Here is a 16661-nt window from a genome sequence, read left to right on the forward strand (position 1 = left end):
TGACGAAATGGCATTGGCAATTGAAATGAAAGATGTAATGAAAACCTTTGACAAAAAAACAGCACTTCGAAATGTCAATATTGAAGTAAAACAAGGAGAAATTTTCGGTTTCCTTGGACCAAGTGGATCAGGGAAAACAACGACAGTGAAAATTTTAACGTCTCAGTTACTCCATAGTGTTGGAACAGTGAGAGTATTAGGGGCGGATATTACAGGGCCAAGCAGCATCGACTATAAGCGAATGGGTATTTTAACAGATAATAGCGGCTTATATGAAAGACTTAGCATTTATGATAATTTACTATTATTTTGTGACTTATACGATTGTAAAAGAGAACGAATTGATGAAGTACTCACGCAAGTGAACTTAATAGAAGATAAAAAAACACAAGTTAAGAAGTTATCAAAAGGGATGAAGCAGCGCGTCACATTAGCGAGAGCCATTCTTCATAAACCAGACATCCTCTTCTTAGATGAACCAACATCAGCACTTGATCCAGGAAACGTCCAAAACATTCATCATATCTTAAAAGACTTAAATAAAGAGGGGACAACAATTTTCTTAACAACGCACAACATGCATGAAGCAGAAACGCTTTGTGACCGCATTGCCTTCTTATGTGGCGGGGAAATTGTAGCGCTTGATACGCCCGAAAACCTTCGCTTACAATATGCGAAAGACAAAATTGAAGTTGTATTAAAAGATAAGAAAAAAGAAATGGTACAAAAAGATGAACTAGGTGCAAAACGTATTTCGGAATGGATGAAAAAAGGGGAATTGCTATCCATTCATTCCTATGAACCAACTTTAGGAGAGATTTTTATTGAAGTAACTGGGAGGGATTTAGCATGACATTTTCAAGTAAACGATTTTCAGCTATTTTACGTAAAGAGGTGCAGGATTTAAAAAATAATGCACAAATTTTACTGATGGCCATTATGCCACTAGGATTAGCGCTTTTCTATAAACAACTGGGAGGCGGTAAGGAATTTATGAGCGGAATTGTTGTTGTTATGGTTATGAGCATGGTCACAACAGTTTCACAAGCTACTTTAATTGCTGAAGAAAAAGAAAAGCATACATTGCGCGTACTCATGCTCTCGCCTGCATCTCCCCTTGAAATCATTGCTGGTAAATCATTGCCTATCGTCATTTTTAGTATCTTGTTAAATATGATAAGCTTAGTGTTATTAAATGCTTTGCAAGGAAGTATCTTCTTGCTGTTAATGATTTTTATAATCGGAACGTTATTATTCATGGTTTTTGGGTCTCTCATTGGTTTACTATCGAAAAATTTAGTACAAGTTTCTGTAATGGCAACACCTATTTCGATGATTTTATTTGTGGCGCCGTTTTTAAATGAAATGATTAAGAACGAAATCTTAAAAAAGATAACAGGGTATTTACCGACGACGCATATTTTTGAAGCCATTGTAAGTGTAATAGAGGGAAAAGGTTTCTCAGCTATTCAATTAAACGTATTCAATATTGCGATCTGGCTCATGATAACTGTCATCGCTTTTCTCGTTATTTATAAAAAGAAACAATTAGACTAAAAACTGAGCCAAACTGCTCAGTTTTTTCTTTTTTCATCATTTCCTCGGAAATTTTGCAAATGCTATACATATTTTTACAGATTTTGTCGAAAAATAATTTGTTATAGGTTGTATAGGATGAAGGAATCTTGTTCAAAATGATTGCTGAGGTGATGATAGAATGCGAGGAAGGAATAATAAAAAGTCGCGAAAAGTAGTTCATTTATTTCAAAAACGTTGGGTATTCCCGGCAATATACATTGCTTGTGCGGCAGTCATTTTGTCAGTTGCTCTATGGTTTCAGGCAGCAAATCCAAAGAAGGCGCCAAATCATGAGGGAGCAACGCCGTATAATCAAGCAGAAGATCCAGGAATTCCAGTAACGAAGTCTTCTGAAGTTGTGAAAATGCCAGCTGCAGCAAATGCAGAAGTAGTAGTACAGAAGAAGTTTTATGAGGATGGAGCATCGGAGAAAGAGCAAGAACAAGCACTAGTCTTTTATAACAACACATATTCTCCAAACAAAGGAATTGATATCGCTGCCAAGAATGGGAAAGAGTTCGATGTTACCGCAGCTTTAAGTGGCACAGTAACGAAGGCGGAAAAAGACTCATTACTTGGTTATGTTGTAACAGTGGATAATGGAAATGGTGTTACAACATATTATCAAAGCTTAGGTAGTGTAAAAGTAGAAAAAGGTGCAAAGGTTGCACAAGGTGAAGTATTAGGAAAATCCGGCCTAAGTGCGATGAATAAAGAAGCAGGTTCTCATGTTCACTTTGAAGTACGTAAAAATAGTGTGGCTGTTAACCCAGAGAGCTACTTAAATAAATCTGTAGCGGATATTAAAGCAGAAACAGGCGAAGCGAAAGCAACAAGCGGTGCTGCAAATAAAACTGAGGATAAACAGCAAAGCGAAGATAAATCTACAAGTGGTACGTCTGAAGAAAAAGGTAAAACAGAAAATAAGTCCACAAATAGCCAGCCTGAAGAGAAAGGGCAAAAAGAGGATAAATCTACAAATAGCAACCTGGAAGACAAGCAGCAAAAAGAAGAAAAATCAACAAATGATTCTACACAATCATCTAGCAATTCTTCTACACAAGAATAATGCAATAAAAAATCAATCCGACTTTTGAGGATTGATTTTTTTATTTTTATATACAAGTAACTAATTGTAAGGAAAGAATGGAAAGAACAAGGAAAAATAACGGTATTCTCGAATATATATGTCTAAAAGGAGGAGATTACTCTGTCATTTGCATTTGTTCTGACGAGTGTCATGATTTTATTGTTCGTTTTATTCACTTTATATTATTACATTACGAGCAAGAAGGAAGTTCCCCACCATCAATTATTAGAAGAAGAATATGATCATGAAGAATGACGCTCTTTTTTTAGGAGTGTCATTTTTTTGAACGAGAAAATTGTCATTGTTAACGTATTTCTCACACAAATTTGTAATTTTTCTTCACTTAGTCCGCAAAAATAGCGAACATGTAGCATATATCAGTAATGCGGGCAATACAATGGTATAAACCAAAGCAAAGAGAGTGTTTGAGGTGAGAAATCGTGAAGCATTTCATTATAAATCCTAGAATATTTAACGCTTACAAACAGCACTCGAATTTACTTCTTAGTCGTATGCAGCGAGTCTCATTTCACGCTTCTCACATCCAATTTAGGGAGGCGAGTGGTGTGCACGATTACATCAAAGAGAGAACTATCAAGATTGGTAAGTATATCGTGGAGACAAGAAAGACAGTGCGTGTAATCGCAAAGGAGTTTGGGGTATCAAAAAGCACAGTCCATAAAGATTTAACAGAGCGTCTGCCAGAAATTAATCCAGAGCTCGCAAATGAAGTAAAGGAAATTCTTGATTATCATAAGTCAATTCGTCATTTACGTGGAGGAGAAGCAACAAAACAGAAATATAGAAAAGAAGATACAGAAAAAACCGTGCAACAATAAAAGACTAGAAAGCAAACATTCCTTATGCATTTCTTCATAATTTTAAGAAGAATTCTTTTTGCGAATATTACGTTTCTGTTAAATTTATGATAAAATCAGAAATTAGGTGTAAAAGAATTCGGGTGCAACCTGACTTTGAATATTGAGGAGGAAAACATAGGAATGTTTGCGAGAGATATCGGAATTGACCTAGGAACGGCTAACGTATTAATTCATGTAAAAGGTAAGGGTATCGTATTAAATGAACCATCAGTTGTGGCAATTGATCGTAATACAGGAAAAGTATTAGCGGTGGGTGAAGAAGCAAGAAGTATGGTAGGACGTACACCTGGTAATATTGTAGCGATTCGTCCGCTGAAAGATGGTGTAATTGCAGATTTTGACATTACAGAAGCAATGTTAAAACATTTTATTAACAAATTGGACGTAAAGAGCTTCTTTTCAAAACCTCGCATTTTAATTTGTTGTCCAACAAATATCACATCTGTAGAACAAAAAGCAATTCGTGAAGCTGCTGAACGTTCAGGTGGAAAAACAGTCTTTTTAGAAGAAGAACCGAAAGTAGCTGCTGTCGGTGCTGGTATGGAAATCTTCCAGCCAAGCGGAAACATGGTTGTTGATATTGGTGGAGGTACAACAGATATTGCCGTACTTTCAATGGGTGATATTGTTACCTCTTCCTCTATCAAAATGGCTGGTGACAAGTTTGATATGGAGATTCTAAACTATATTAAACGTAAGTATAAACTATTAATTGGGGAACGTACATCAGAAGACATTAAGATCAAAGTCGGTACAGTATTCCCAGGTGCACGTAGCGAAGAACTTGAAATTCGTGGACGTGATATGGTAACAGGCTTACCACGTACAATTACAGTATGTTCAGAAGAAATTACAGAAGCATTAAAAGAAAACGCAGCAATCATTGTGCAAGCAGCAAAAGGTGTATTAGAGCGTACTCCACCAGAATTATCTGCAGACATCATTGACCGCGGTGTAATCTTAACAGGTGGCGGAGCTTTATTACACGGCATTGACATGCTTCTTGCTGAAGAATTAAAAGTACCAGTATTAATCGCTGAAAACCCAATGCATTGCGTTGCTGTTGGTACAGGTATTATGTTAGAAAATATTGACAAATTACCGAAGCGTGCGTTGAAATAGTTATAGGAAAGTATTTGAAGAGGTTTATCCAAAAATCATACATTTTGGAGACCTCTTTATTTTTTATTAGAAATATGAATTTTCTCTACATCAATTGCTAAATTGTAACTAAACTTATATAAAAAATTTAAAATCAAGATTTGTCTAATATAATATCGACAAATCTTGATTTTTAACTATTTATTATAATATAAAGTATTATGGAAATAAAGGTTTTAAGTTAAAAAATGCTAGATTTATTATATGTAACAGTTCAATTTTGTCATATTTAATGATAATCTAGTATTTGTAAAATCAAAATGAAGTTTGTAAATTTTTTATTAAGACAGAGATTATATCGAAAAACATTTTTTGGATATAATTCAAATAATAGGTAACTGAAGGTTAGGAGATGTATTTAGTATGTGGAAAAGAGGGATATAATAAAATGAAAAAAGTGTTAGTAGTAGCACAAAATTTCTATCCGGAAATCGGAAGTGCTGCGAATCGTATTAAGAATATTTATTCAGAACTAACTCAAGAAGGATATGATGTTACAGTTCTTACAACAGATCCTCGATATCCAAATCAGAATTTGTATAAGAATCAGGAGTTTTGGGATGAGGAGTTTCTGGATAATGGAAAAATAATTCGTGTTAAGCCAAAAACACGAAAGTATACGAATAATATGATTAGAAGGTTGTTTTTATACTTAGAAATTACTTTCAGATTTATTATGGCTATCTTTGGAATGAAAGAAAAATATGATTATGTGTTTGTTTCAACGCCTCCAATTTTTATTGGTTTAGCCGGTTTATTTGCAAAAAAAAGATTTAAGACGAAGCTGATTTTGGATGTGCGAGACTTATGGCCAGAGTCTTTGCTAGGTGTAGGCGTTTTTGTAAATCATTTTGTGTTATTTATAGCTTATAGTTTAGAGAAATTTTTATACCGTTCGGCAGATCACATTATTGTAAATAGTGAAGGATTTATTCCTTATCTTGAGCTTAAAAAGATTAATAGAGAAATTATATCGTTCATGCCCAACTCACTTACTGAGAAGGAATTACAGATGGCAGCACATCAATTAAAGGAGGAGAAAAGGAAGGGCGTTACAGTAATTTACACAGGTAATATTGGCTTAGCGCAAGATATCCGGAAATTGATCAATGTTGCAGAGTATCTGAAGAAATATGAGTATATTAACTTTAAAATAATTGGGTATGGCTTCAAAAGCTACGAGGTAGCAGAAGTTATTAAGCAAAAAAATCTTTCTAACATAGAAATTGTTAAGGCAAAAAACCGTAATGCTACTTTAAAAGAAGTTGCAAAAGCACAAATTGCATATGTGAGTTTAGCAGATAAAAAAGTATTTCAAACGGTATTACCAGGGAAGATTATTGATTACATGTGCATGCAGAAGCCCATTGTAGGAGACGTATCTGGTTATGCACAGAAGGTTATTACCGAAGCTGAATGTGGGAATATTTTGCATGATCGTACAGTTGAAGAGTTGGGAAAACATATTTTAACTCTAGCGGAAAACGAAGTCCTGAGAAGAAGGAAAGGAAAGAATGGCTACGATTATGCTTTTCAACATTTAAGATGGAAAGATAATATCAAAGTATTAATTAGTTTAATGGAGGAGCAGGATGTCACAGCAAAAAGTTTGTATGTTCGTATGGAACCACTTCACAAATGATGCTCGTGTATTAAGAGAGTGTACAGCATTAGCTGAAGCTGGGTATGAAATAGATTTAATATGTATTCATGATTGGAAACAGAGTAACTTATCAAAGTGGGAAATGCGTAAAGAAGGATTTACAGTAACGCGTGTCAACAATCGCCTTTGGCTTTTACAGAAAGTATTTGGAGCAATAAATTGTGTGAAAAAGTTTGTTATGAAAAATGTAATTACAAAGTTACTAGTTGCTGTAATCGCTGCTTTTGCATTATGGAAGTTTCCCATTGCCACATCAATTTTATTACTATTTGCTATTTTATTTTCAATAAGAAAAATAAGAACTTTAATTATTCGATCATATATCTTAATTCAAATGGTTAAAAATGGATTGAAAAAGAAGTATGATTTCTATCATTCCAATGACCTGAATACGTTACCACAAGGATGGCTATGTGCTAAAGTATTTAGAAAGAAAAAGTTAATTTATGATTCACATGAAGTGCAGACAAGTCGTACAGGATATAACAGTAAAATTTATGGGATTATGGAAAGATTCTTTTTGAAATATACTGATGTAATGATTATGGAAAATCATACACGTGCAAAATATGCAGAAGATTTATATGGTTTGTACCCTAAGGTAATCCATAATTATCCTTTTGTTACGCAACCTGAGAAAAGCAACTCAGTTGATTTACACAAAAGGTTAAATCTTCCAATGGATGAGCCGATACTTTTATATCAAGGTGGTATTCAAATAGGAAGAGGTTTAGATAAATTAATACAAGCAGTCCCAATGTTTAATAGAGGAACGGTTGTATTTATTGGTGATGGACGAATTAAACCTGATTTACAAAAAATGGTCGTGGAATTGGGGCTAGAAAACAAGGTAAAATTTATTCCGAAGGTACCGGTGAATGAATTGCTGCATTATACTAAAAATGCTTATCTAGGCTTTCAAGTATTAAATAATGTTTGCTTCAATCATTATTCAGCCTCATCTAATAAATTATTTGAGTATATGATGAGTGGAGTGCCTGTTATTGCTTGTAGTTTTCCGGAAATTCAACGTGTGGTAGAAAAAGAATATATAGGAATTTGTGTAGACTCACATGATCCGACTTCTATTGCAGAAGGGGTAAACTATTTGCTTGATCATCCCGAAGAACGTGAAAAAATGAGACAAAATTGTTTTATTGCACGTGAAAATTATAATTGGGAAAAAGAAAAAGAAATTTTTGTAGATATATATAGATCTGCAATAACATGAAGAATAAAAGATAAATTTCGATTCTTCATGTTATTCAATGGGGTAGAAAAAGAGGTTGATGATTGTTGACAAAAGTAAAATTAAGTGTTGTTATTACAAATTATAATAAAGGACAGTATTTAGAACAGTGTCTTCAATCTGTTATCGATCAAACATTGAACAATATTGAGATTATTGTTGTAGATGATGGATCAACGGACAATAGTATGAAAATTTTACAACAATATGAAAAAAAGTATGAGCATTTAACTGTTTATGAGCAGGAGAATGCAGGGGTAAGTGTTGCACGCAATGTTGGACTTCAACATGCGAAGGGAAAATACGCTACATTTTTAGATGCGGATGATTATGTAAATCAAATGGCATATGAACAGTTGTATAAGCTTGCGAGTCAGAAAGATGCAGATATCGCTATTGCAAATATTACTTGTTTTAATGAATATAGACGTTGGCCACTTTCATATATGAAAAAAATATTTGATAAGAAATTGCCTATTGTGAGACATATTACAAAGCATCCAGAATTGCACTTTACCCCATCTGCTAGTAACAAAATCTTTAAAAGAGAGTTATGTAGACGACATAACATCAGGTTTGATGAAGATTTATGGGTAGGAGAAGATTTATTATTTACTCAAAGGTGCTTACTTATGGCAGAACGTATTGCGGTGCAAGATATTCCACTTCTGAATTATAGGGTACTAGATAAGGGAGGGAATCTATCTAAAAAAGCAAATATTTCATTTTTTCATCAGTTAGTCAATTTACAAAGGAAGTTAGCAGATTTGTATATAAATCTTCAAAAAAGTTCATTCATTCATTTTATTGAAGAGAGACAATGGAAGTTTTTTATTGATTCTATTGTTTTGAAAGCTTCTAGTTTTTCAAGGGAACAAATTTTGCGAGTTATTCAGCTTGGAAATGAATTTTTGTTAAACGTACATCATTCGAGTGTTGCAGAAAATTTAAATGTACGTGATCAATTAATCACTAAAATAATTAGAGAGGGTGACTATATAGCTTTAGAACAACTACTAGTTATCTTTCAAGACGAATCTATTTCAAAAGAACATATTCATGAGAATGAAAAATATTATTATTACCTTTATCGATTTTTTCCTCAATATAAGACTTTGTTACAAGTAAATAAATTAATATTGAATCATCGAATCGAGGGTATACAACTTCGCCAAGATGTTCTAACAATTAGTGGGTATGCCTTTATTGAAAACATTTCGACAGAGAAAGTCAAAAAAGAATTAGTATTTCGTAAAAAAGGGACTATAAAAAAAATTCAACTAAAAAGCTCCTTACGTACCGATATAACATATCTATTTTCTAACAATACCATTGACTATAATGATGCGGGGTTTGAAACAATAGACGTCAATGTGAAAAATTTGTTAGATGAGGGAGAATGGAAAATATCAATACGCCTCAGCATAGGGAATACTGTTGTTGAAGAACCGATGAAGGTTCTATTAGCACAGTTACGCAATAATACAAAGCATCAAAATATAAATCCATTAGAAATTAGAATGCTATATAAAAATAGTGAAGCTACAATTTGTATTCGTAAGTGTAATCATACACAGCGAATAATGAATAAGTATCGGGAATTAAAGCGAGGAATTCGCTATGATATAGGTTTATTTAAGCGAAAGGACTATACAACATTCTTTGCAATCATAGCCTATAAATTATTCGGTTCATATTTTCGTAAAAAGAAAATATGGTTAATTGGTGAAAGACCAGATACGGCGCAAGACAACTCGTATCACTTGTTTACTTATATTCGAAAAGAACATCCTGAGATTCCAATCTTTTATATTATTGATAAGCAATGTAATGATTATCAAAACATTAAAGAACTGAGTAATATTATTCAGTTTGGGGGGTTCAAACATACATTCTATTTGTTGGTTTGTAATAAGACAATTAACAGTTATTCAGAAACAGCAAATATGTATACAGATGCTTATAAACATATTTTAAAGTATTATCCAGAATGGCAACAAAATAAGAAAATTTTTATTCAACATGGAGTAATAGGCGTAAGTCGAGTAAATCATGTATTAAATAAAAATCGTATGGGATATTCTTTATTTGTTGTATCTTCCCAATTTGAAAAGGAGCATATTGTAAAAGAATTTGGCTATAAGGAAGACGAAGTCATTGTAACCGGACTCGCACGTTGGGATGCATTGCAGGATGAGAGTAAAGGAAATGAAATTTTACTCATGCCAACTTGGAGAAGCTGGATTAAAACGAAAGAACAATTAATGGAATCTAAGTATTGGCAAACATATATGTCATTTTTACAAAGTAAACAACTTCATCAAATATTAGAAGAACAAGATTTGACATTGACATTTTTTCCGCATTATCAAACGCAAAAATTTGGTGCAGAAATGCCTGTGTCTCATGAACGAATCAAAATTGTTAAACAAGGTGAAGAAACAGTGCAAAGTCTATTAAAACGACATCGTTTACTGATTACAGATTATTCTACAGTTTCATTTGATTTTGCTTATATGAATAAACCTGTTATTTTCTATCAGTTTGATTATGATGAGTTTTATTCTAGGCATTATAATGAAGGTCCGATTGATCATAAAGAAGATTTATTTGGGGAAAGAGTAGAAAAAGAAGAAGATATTCACTCTTTATTAAGTAACTTTGAAGTTTTATTAAACAATTCTAATTTAGGAAAAGTAGATAAATATATTATCAAATTAAAAAATTCACATTGCCAAACGCTATTTGAGAAGATAGAAGGGGTGTAACGATTTGAAAAAACCACTAATCTCGGTAATCTTGCCGATATACAATGTAGAAAAGTATATAGTAGAGTGTTTAGAATCTCTTGTTAATCAAACTATCGGGGTAGAAAATTTAGAAGTTATTATGGTAAATGATTGTTCTACAGATGGTACTGGAGCAATTTTGGATCAATATGCTTTGAAGTATGATAATTTTAAAGTCATACACTTAGAAAAAAATTGTGGTGCACCTGGGAAACCAAGAAATATTGGTATTGATCTTGCAAAGGGGAAATATTTAATATTTATGGATCCAGATGACTATATACCAGCCGATGCGTATGAAACCTTGTTTAATGTAGCGGAAGAATACAAATCTGATTTTGTTATGGGGAAAATGCGAAGTTTTAATGACAGTGATGGTGTTCAAGGAGAGCATACTACTTTTAGACATTATTTATTACAAAAATACTATTATAATGTTGATATAAAAAGAGTTCCATTCTTTATGCAAGTTAAAACAGCAATAATTTTAAAGTTAGTTAGAACCTCTTTTGTGAGAAAAAATAAGATTTATTTTATTGAAGGTATGAGAAATGGTGAAGATAAATATTATGATGCACAGTTGTTTACAAAAGCAAAGCAGTTTAGCTATATCCCTCAAGTAGTTTATATGTATAGATCCCGTAACGATGAGGGGAATTTATCATTAACACAACAAAATATAATGAGTACAGTTGTAAATGATGTGAAATCTTTTCAAATGATTAAAACAACATTAGATAAAGAGCAGTACAATTATTTTCAAGTAAATGTTTTGAGGTCTATTCTTTGGAAGGTATGTGATCCAGATTTTAATAGACTGAGAATGAATGAGAAGAAAGAGTTAATGAATTTAATTAGAGAAGTAATAAAAGATTATGATAAAAATATTGTGAAGAAATATCTTTTGTGGGAAGAGCCTTTACTCAGTCTAATTGCAAAAGGATGTATAGAAGAAGCGATTGATTATAATGGTATGCTCATTTCCAGAAGATGGTGGTATAAGAAAGGTACTGAGTTACAAAAAAAATATAAAAAACAAATGGCTATTCGAGATAGCTTTTCTTGGAAAATTACAAAACCTCTTAGAAATAGAAACTTTAAGATTGTAAATGTAATAAAAGGGAGATTTCTAAATGAAGATAAGCGTAGTGGTACCGCTATACACTAATGAGACGTCCAAAGTAGGGCAGTTAATTAAACTTTTTAGACAGCAAACTATTGGTTATAAAAATATTGAATTGGTATTTTTATGTAATGAAAGTAGTGGAGAATTAAAAGAACAATTACAAATACCAACAGGAGAATTGAATACAAATATTATTTTCACCAAGGATAAGTTAGATATAGGTGCCTTGAAAGGTGAGTATGTTAGTTTTTGTAAATTGAGTTATAAATTTAGGCTAAATGTATACGAAGAAATGTATAATTTAATTCGAAAAAAGGAATACGATTTTGTATCGATACCCTTAGATATAAAAGGAAGAGCTTCAATAGACGATAAAAATATATTAGGCAGTGATTTTGATACCTTAACGTCATTAAAACTTATTAAAAAAGAAACTTTAATGAGAAAAGAATTTTCATTTCTTTCAAAAGGTAATATAGAAGATATTTCATATGTCAATGTTAAGTTATATTTAATGGGTGTTAAATACGCATTTTCCCCAAAAATCAATTATAAAGATAAAGCTGCTTTTGATGATCAATATATCATTCATGCTATAGACGAGATGGAGAGCATATGCAATCTTTTAATAAAAGATTACGGTAGTGATTTTGATGGACGTCTGAATAAATTGCTCATGAAACGAATGTTGTATCTCGCAGATAAGAATATTTTCTTGGATCAAGTAGAAGTAGGATATCAGCAAAGGCTTTTCAATACTTTAAGGGAATTGCATAGTATTTCAAATAATGATGTTTTAAATGATAGCAAAGTGTATCATGGATTCATTAATTTATTGAGTCAAGGATTAGATGAAGAAGCTATTCAATATATGAAATTACTGAGGAGCAAAAGGTATTGGTATGGTCAATCCCAAAAATATGAAAAATATTTTGAGAAAAATCCACATAATTTAACAGATTCTTTATCATGGAAGGTTACTAAGCCAATTAGATATGCAGAAACTGCTTTTAGGAATATTAAAGAGATTATGTATAAAGCCTTTATTATTTTCTTAAGTCTTTTTGTAAAAATCCAAAAAGGAAATAAGGAGATTTGGTTAATTGGAGAGCGGGAGGACCAAGCTGAAGATAATGGGTATTTCTTCTTTAAATATTGCCGAGAAAATCATACACGACAAAAAGTGTATTACATTATTAATAAAGATTCACCTCACGTAGAAAAGGTTAAGAAATATGGGAACGTCATTTATCATTCCTCTTTAAAACATAAAGTATATATGTTAGCAGCAGATATGTATTTAAGTGCTTGGGTGTTTGAAGAATGTTCTTATCCAAAACCAAACGATAAATTTATTAGATTGTTTAAGAAAAACATTGCTAATAAACGTAATATTTGTTTACAGCATGGGGTTATTATTCAAAATATTTCCCCGTACCTGCGTAAGGATAAGTACAATCAAGATTTTATTATTTCTAGTTCGGAAGCCGAGAAAAAAATTATTATGCAAACATTAGGATACGAAGATGAGGACGTTTTGGTAACAGGACTAGCAAGGTTTGATAATTTACAAAATAGAAAAACAAAAAAGCAAATATTAATTATGCCAACATGGCGTAGGGAATTATCTAATGTAAGTAGGGCACAATTTGTACAATCGGAATATTATCAAACATATAGAAATTTACTTACAAGAAAATCATTTTTAGACATGATAGAACAACACAATATTTCAGTGAAATTTTATGTGCATAGCCAAATGCAAAAGTTTATGAGTGAATTTGAAGTCGATCATCCTAATATAGAATTTTTAATAAAGGCCAATTCTATAGTATCGGAATTGTTGAAGGAAAGTGCACTATTAATTACAGATTATTCATCTGTATCATTGGATTTCTTGTATATGGATAAACCAGTTGTGTTGTATCAATTTGATCCTCACAATAATCACCATGTGCCAACTAAGGAAATAAAGTACAGTGATATCGGTAAAATTGTTTCAACGGAAGATGATTTAATCAAAAATGTAAAGGAAATAGTGGATAATAAATTTAAAACAAATAAGCAGTATCTTAAAAATTCTAATAGAATTTTTAAGTATAAAGATGGTCATAATAGTGAAAGAATTTATGAGTTAATTAAACAAAAAAAATCTTAAGGGAAAAAGTGTATATGGACAAACCAGTTACAATATCAGTTTTAGGCCCTTGTGTAACGAGAGATAATTTTAATAGCAAGTTTAATTATGATTATAAGCGTTACTATAATTGCATATCATTACAAAAACAAACTTCGATTATTAGTTTGATGGCTGAACCAACTCCTTTTTCAGCTGATAAATTGAGTAACTTAAATGAGTGGGACACTAAAGAAGTTAAAGCGGATTTTGAAAAAATTATTTAGATGTTTTAGAAGAACAAAAAACAGATTATGTAATTATAGATTTTTTTAGTGATGTTTATTTTGGATGTATAGATTTAGGGGGGACTTTCTTAACAAATAATCATTGGAAAATAGGGAGAACACAGTATTTCAAAGAACTTAAAAATTATAAAAACATTAGCCTTATGAATCAAACAGAAGCATATTTTCGATATGGAAAGGTGCTATTCATAGATTGTTTGAATTTTTAAGAACGAAATTACCAAGTTGTAAAATTATTTTGCATAAAGCTAGGTTTACAAATTTTTATTATAATAAGGAAGATGAATTACAAAGAATAGGCTCTAGTTTAGATGTGGAAAGATTGAATGAAGATTGGGAAATGTTAGATAGGTATGTGTTGGAAAACTTTGATTTACAGTATATAGATTTAGGTTATAAGAATTATGCTGCATATGAAGACCATCCATGGGGATTATTTGGTGTTCATTATGAACTGAAATATTATAATGAATTCTTAAATAATTTACATCAAATTGTATTAACAAATTATCTTTCGAACCATGCACCAGTGTATAAAAATATTTTAGAGGCTTTAAAGAAATAGAGCGTAAAGTTTATTAATGATGTATATGGAGAGGATACAATCTATGAAAGTTTGTGTAATAGGACTAGGCTATATCGGTCTCCCTACTTCCGCCATGTTTGCGAAACATGGTGCTGAAGTAGTGGGGGTTGATATTAATCCAGAAGTTGTAGATAAGCTAAATCAAGGAGAAATTCATATTGAAGAGCCAGGTCTTGGGGAAGTTGTAAAAAGAGTAGTAAATGAAGGGAAGTTACGTGCTTCACTTACTCCAGAAATGGCAGATGTTTTTATTATTTCTGTTCCAACGCCAAATCATGAAGATGAATATAAATCATGTGATTTAAGTGGAGTATTGATGGCGGTAGAAAAAATGCTTCCGCATGTTAAACGTGGGAACATACTAATTGTAGAATCAACAATTGCCCCACGTAGCATGGATGATTATATAAGGCCTTTAGTTGAAGAGGCTGGTTTTATAGTTGGGAAAGATATATATTTAGTACATTGTCCAGAGCGTGTACTTCCGGGTAAAATTATGGAAGAAATTGTTTTTAATAATAGAATTGTAGGTGGAATCACACCAGCTTGTGCTCGGATGGGTGCAAAGGTATATGAAATGTTTGTACAAGGTGAAATAGTTGAAACAGATGCAAAAACAGCAGAGATGTCTAAGTTAATGGAAAATACGTTTAGAGATGTTAATATTGCACTGTCAAATGAATTAGCAAAGGTGTGTAATAGACTAGAAATTAATGTATTGGATGTTATTGAAATGGCAAATAAACACCCTCGTGTAAACTTACATCAGCCGGGACCAGGTGTAGGAGGACATTGCTTAGCTGTTGATCCATATTTTATTGTGGCGAAGGCACCAGAGTTGACAAATATTATTCGGATGTCCCGGGATACAAATATTTCTATGCCTTTTTATGTCGTAGAAAAGGTAAGAAAATTACTTAAGGGGATTGAAAAACCAAAAGTTGCTGTATTTGGTGTAACTTATAAAGGAAATACAGATGACATGAGAGAAAGCCCAGCACTAGAAATTCTGGATTTACTTCGTCATCAAAGATACACGGTTACAATCCATGATCCATATATTCAATCAAATTTCTTTAACACATTATCTGCAGAAGAAGCGGTAGAAGAAGCTGACTTAATCCTTATATTAGCAGATCATGATGAATTTAAGAATATGGATTATAATCGGTTAGCTCCTAAAATGAGACAACCATTTCTTTTTGATACGCGTAACTGTATAAAAGAAAATCCAGAAAGTAAGATGAAAATTATTCATTTTGGGAACTTATACAAGGTATTGCAGGAAAATGGGGTTACTGTATGAACGCAATAAAGAGTGTTTTTCATGAACAATTAGATAATTTATATTTAATGGGCAGGCTTTCTTTGTATGAGATTAAGCAACAATATGCGGCAAGTACGTTAGGTATCATATGGGTATTTTTAAATCCATTAACGCAAATTTTAGTATATTGGTTAGTATTTGGTTTAGGCATTCGGGGTGGAGCGCCTGTAGAAGAGGTTCCTTTCTTTGTTTGGATGATATGTGGAATTATTCCGTGGTTTTTCATTAATGGTTCCATTATTCAAGGTTCAAACTCTATTTATGCTAAACTGAGTACAGTTTCTAAAATGAATTTTCCGTTGAGTGTAATCCCAACTTATGTCATACTGTCGCAATTATATACACATATAATTTTACTTGGCGTGTTATTAATTATTATTTTATTTATTAAAGGGCTAAGTTTTCTTAGTATCGTTGGATTGATATATTGTATATTTTCTACTTTTTGTTTTTTAATTGCATTAGCTTTTATTACTTCCACAATTTCTACTATTTCAAGAGATATACATTTATTTATTCAATCAATTACAAGAATGTTATTTTATTTAACACCAGTATTATGGAAACCAAGTGAGCATATGAGTGGAATTTTTGCGTACTTAATGAAAGTAAACCCTTTTTACTATGTGGTGGAAGGGTATAGACTATCGTTATTACACGGCGATACTAGCTTTATATGGTCACTATACACATTATACTTCTGGGGAATCGCTATTGTTTTGTTTGTGGTTGGATCAATGTTTCATATAAGATTCCGCAAACAGTTTGTTGACTACTTATAAAAGGT

General features: G+C 32.1%; 15 protein-coding genes. All 15 read left to right on the top strand.

The features are described from left to right. Positions 1 to 7 precede the first annotated feature (7 nt). The 15 genes from MR058_RS15395 (at position 8) to MR058_RS15465 (ending at position 16656) form a co-directional block, all read left to right on the top strand. Positions 8 to 853: an ABC transporter ATP-binding protein gene (locus MR058_RS15395; RefSeq protein WP_242144829.1), complete on the top strand. Its 846-nt coding sequence runs from the start codon at positions 8 to 10 to the stop codon at positions 851 to 853. Beyond that, positions 850 to 1557 carry an ABC transporter permease gene (locus MR058_RS15400; protein WP_242144830.1) on the top strand — a complete coding sequence of 236 codons (708 nt, stop codon included), beginning with the start codon at positions 850 to 852 and terminating at the stop codon, positions 1555 to 1557. The genes MR058_RS15395 and MR058_RS15400 overlap by 4 nt, the downstream gene beginning before the upstream one ends. Positions 1558 to 1717: 160 nt before the next feature. After that, complete coding sequence (locus tag MR058_RS15405; protein ID WP_242144831.1) at positions 1718 to 2647, top strand: stage II sporulation protein SpoIIQ; 930 nt, start codon at positions 1718 to 1720, stop codon at positions 2645 to 2647. 141 nt (positions 2648 to 2788) lie between these two features. Continuing rightward, on the top strand, positions 2789 to 2923 hold the full coding sequence (locus tag MR058_RS15410) for an ABC transporter ATP-binding protein (RefSeq protein WP_242144962.1): 135 nt from the start codon (positions 2789 to 2791) through the stop codon (positions 2921 to 2923). A 311-nt stretch (positions 2924 to 3234) separates the two neighbouring features. Next, positions 3235 to 3507 (top strand): sporulation transcriptional regulator SpoIIID, encoded by a 273-nt coding sequence (spoIIID, locus tag MR058_RS15415; protein WP_140388451.1) that lies wholly within the window; start codon positions 3235 to 3237, stop codon positions 3505 to 3507. Positions 3508 to 3669: 162 nt separating this feature from the next. Next, the gene (gene mreB, locus MR058_RS15420) at positions 3670 to 4671 is read left to right on the top strand and encodes a rod shape-determining protein (protein ID WP_012096246.1); all 1002 of its coding nucleotides are present in this window, start codon (positions 3670 to 3672) and stop codon (positions 4669 to 4671) included. A 427-nt stretch (positions 4672 to 5098) separates the two neighbouring features. After that, a complete protein-coding gene (locus MR058_RS15425) occupies positions 5099 to 6352 on the top strand; it encodes a glycosyltransferase family 4 protein (RefSeq protein WP_242144832.1) in 1254 nt (417 codons plus the stop codon). After that, positions 6303 to 7604: a glycosyltransferase gene (locus MR058_RS15430; RefSeq protein WP_242144833.1), complete on the top strand. Its 1302-nt coding sequence runs from the start codon at positions 6303 to 6305 to the stop codon at positions 7602 to 7604. The genes MR058_RS15425 and MR058_RS15430 overlap by 50 nt, the downstream gene beginning before the upstream one ends. A 62-nt stretch (positions 7605 to 7666) precedes the next feature. After that, positions 7667 to 10390 (top strand): glycosyltransferase, encoded by a 2724-nt coding sequence (locus tag MR058_RS15435; RefSeq protein ID WP_242144834.1) that lies wholly within the window; start codon positions 7667 to 7669, stop codon positions 10388 to 10390. A 4-nt stretch (positions 10391 to 10394) separates the two neighbouring features. After that, positions 10395 to 11579 carry a glycosyltransferase family 2 protein gene (locus tag MR058_RS15440; protein WP_242144835.1) on the top strand — a complete coding sequence of 395 codons (1185 nt, stop codon included), beginning with the start codon at positions 10395 to 10397 and terminating at the stop codon, positions 11577 to 11579. Beyond that, positions 11545 to 13695, top strand: coding sequence for a bifunctional glycosyltransferase/CDP-glycerol:glycerophosphate glycerophosphotransferase (locus tag MR058_RS15445; RefSeq protein ID WP_242144836.1), 2151 nt, complete (start codon positions 11545 to 11547; stop codon positions 13693 to 13695). Before MR058_RS15440 ends, MR058_RS15445 begins: the two co-directional genes overlap by 35 nt. Positions 13696 to 13709: 14 nt before the next feature. Beyond that, positions 13710 to 13940, top strand: a complete 231-nt coding sequence (locus MR058_RS15450) for a hypothetical protein (RefSeq protein ID WP_242144837.1) — start codon at positions 13710 to 13712, stop codon at positions 13938 to 13940. A gap of 190 nt (positions 13941 to 14130) precedes the next feature. Continuing rightward, the gene (locus MR058_RS15455) at positions 14131 to 14526 is read left to right on the top strand and encodes a DUF6270 domain-containing protein (RefSeq protein ID WP_313949175.1); all 396 of its coding nucleotides are present in this window, start codon (positions 14131 to 14133) and stop codon (positions 14524 to 14526) included. 43 nt (positions 14527 to 14569) lie between these two features. Continuing rightward, positions 14570 to 15853, top strand: a complete 1284-nt coding sequence (locus MR058_RS15460) for a nucleotide sugar dehydrogenase (protein WP_242144839.1) — start codon at positions 14570 to 14572, stop codon at positions 15851 to 15853. Continuing rightward, positions 15850 to 16656, top strand: a complete 807-nt coding sequence (locus tag MR058_RS15465; RefSeq protein ID WP_242144840.1) for an ABC transporter permease — start codon at positions 15850 to 15852, stop codon at positions 16654 to 16656. The genes MR058_RS15460 and MR058_RS15465 overlap by 4 nt, the downstream gene beginning before the upstream one ends. Positions 16657 to 16661 lie beyond the last annotated feature (5 nt).

Source organism: Bacillus cereus group sp. BfR-BA-01430 (genome assembly GCF_022663115.1).
Classification (GTDB): Bacteria; Bacillota; Bacilli; order Bacillales; family Bacillaceae_G; genus Bacillus_A; species Bacillus_A cereus_BD.

Excerpts from the sequence above, each read along its gene's own strand:
- MR058_RS15395 (WP_242144829.1), top strand. The coding sequence starts at position 8 with ATGGCATTGGCAATTGAAATGAAAGATGTAATGAAAACCTTTGACAAA.
- mreB (WP_012096246.1), top strand. The coding sequence starts at position 3,670 with ATGTTTGCGAGAGATATCGGAATTGACCTAGGAACGGCTAACGTATTA.
- MR058_RS15425 (WP_242144832.1), top strand. The coding sequence starts at position 5,099 with ATGAAAAAAGTGTTAGTAGTAGCACAAAATTTCTATCCGGAAATCGGA.
- MR058_RS15405 (WP_242144831.1), top strand. The coding sequence starts at position 1,718 with ATGCGAGGAAGGAATAATAAAAAGTCGCGAAAAGTAGTTCATTTATTT.
- MR058_RS15445 (WP_242144836.1), top strand. The coding sequence starts at position 11,545 with ATGAAGATAAGCGTAGTGGTACCGCTATACACTAATGAGACGTCCAAA.
- MR058_RS15450 (WP_242144837.1), top strand. The coding sequence starts at position 13,710 with ATGGACAAACCAGTTACAATATCAGTTTTAGGCCCTTGTGTAACGAGA.
- MR058_RS15460 (WP_242144839.1), top strand. The coding sequence starts at position 14,570 with ATGAAAGTTTGTGTAATAGGACTAGGCTATATCGGTCTCCCTACTTCC.
- MR058_RS15400 (WP_242144830.1), top strand. The coding sequence starts at position 850 with ATGACATTTTCAAGTAAACGATTTTCAGCTATTTTACGTAAAGAGGTG.
- MR058_RS15465 (WP_242144840.1), top strand. The coding sequence starts at position 15,850 with ATGAACGCAATAAAGAGTGTTTTTCATGAACAATTAGATAATTTATAT.
- MR058_RS15430 (WP_242144833.1), top strand. The coding sequence starts at position 6,303 with ATGTCACAGCAAAAAGTTTGTATGTTCGTATGGAACCACTTCACAAAT.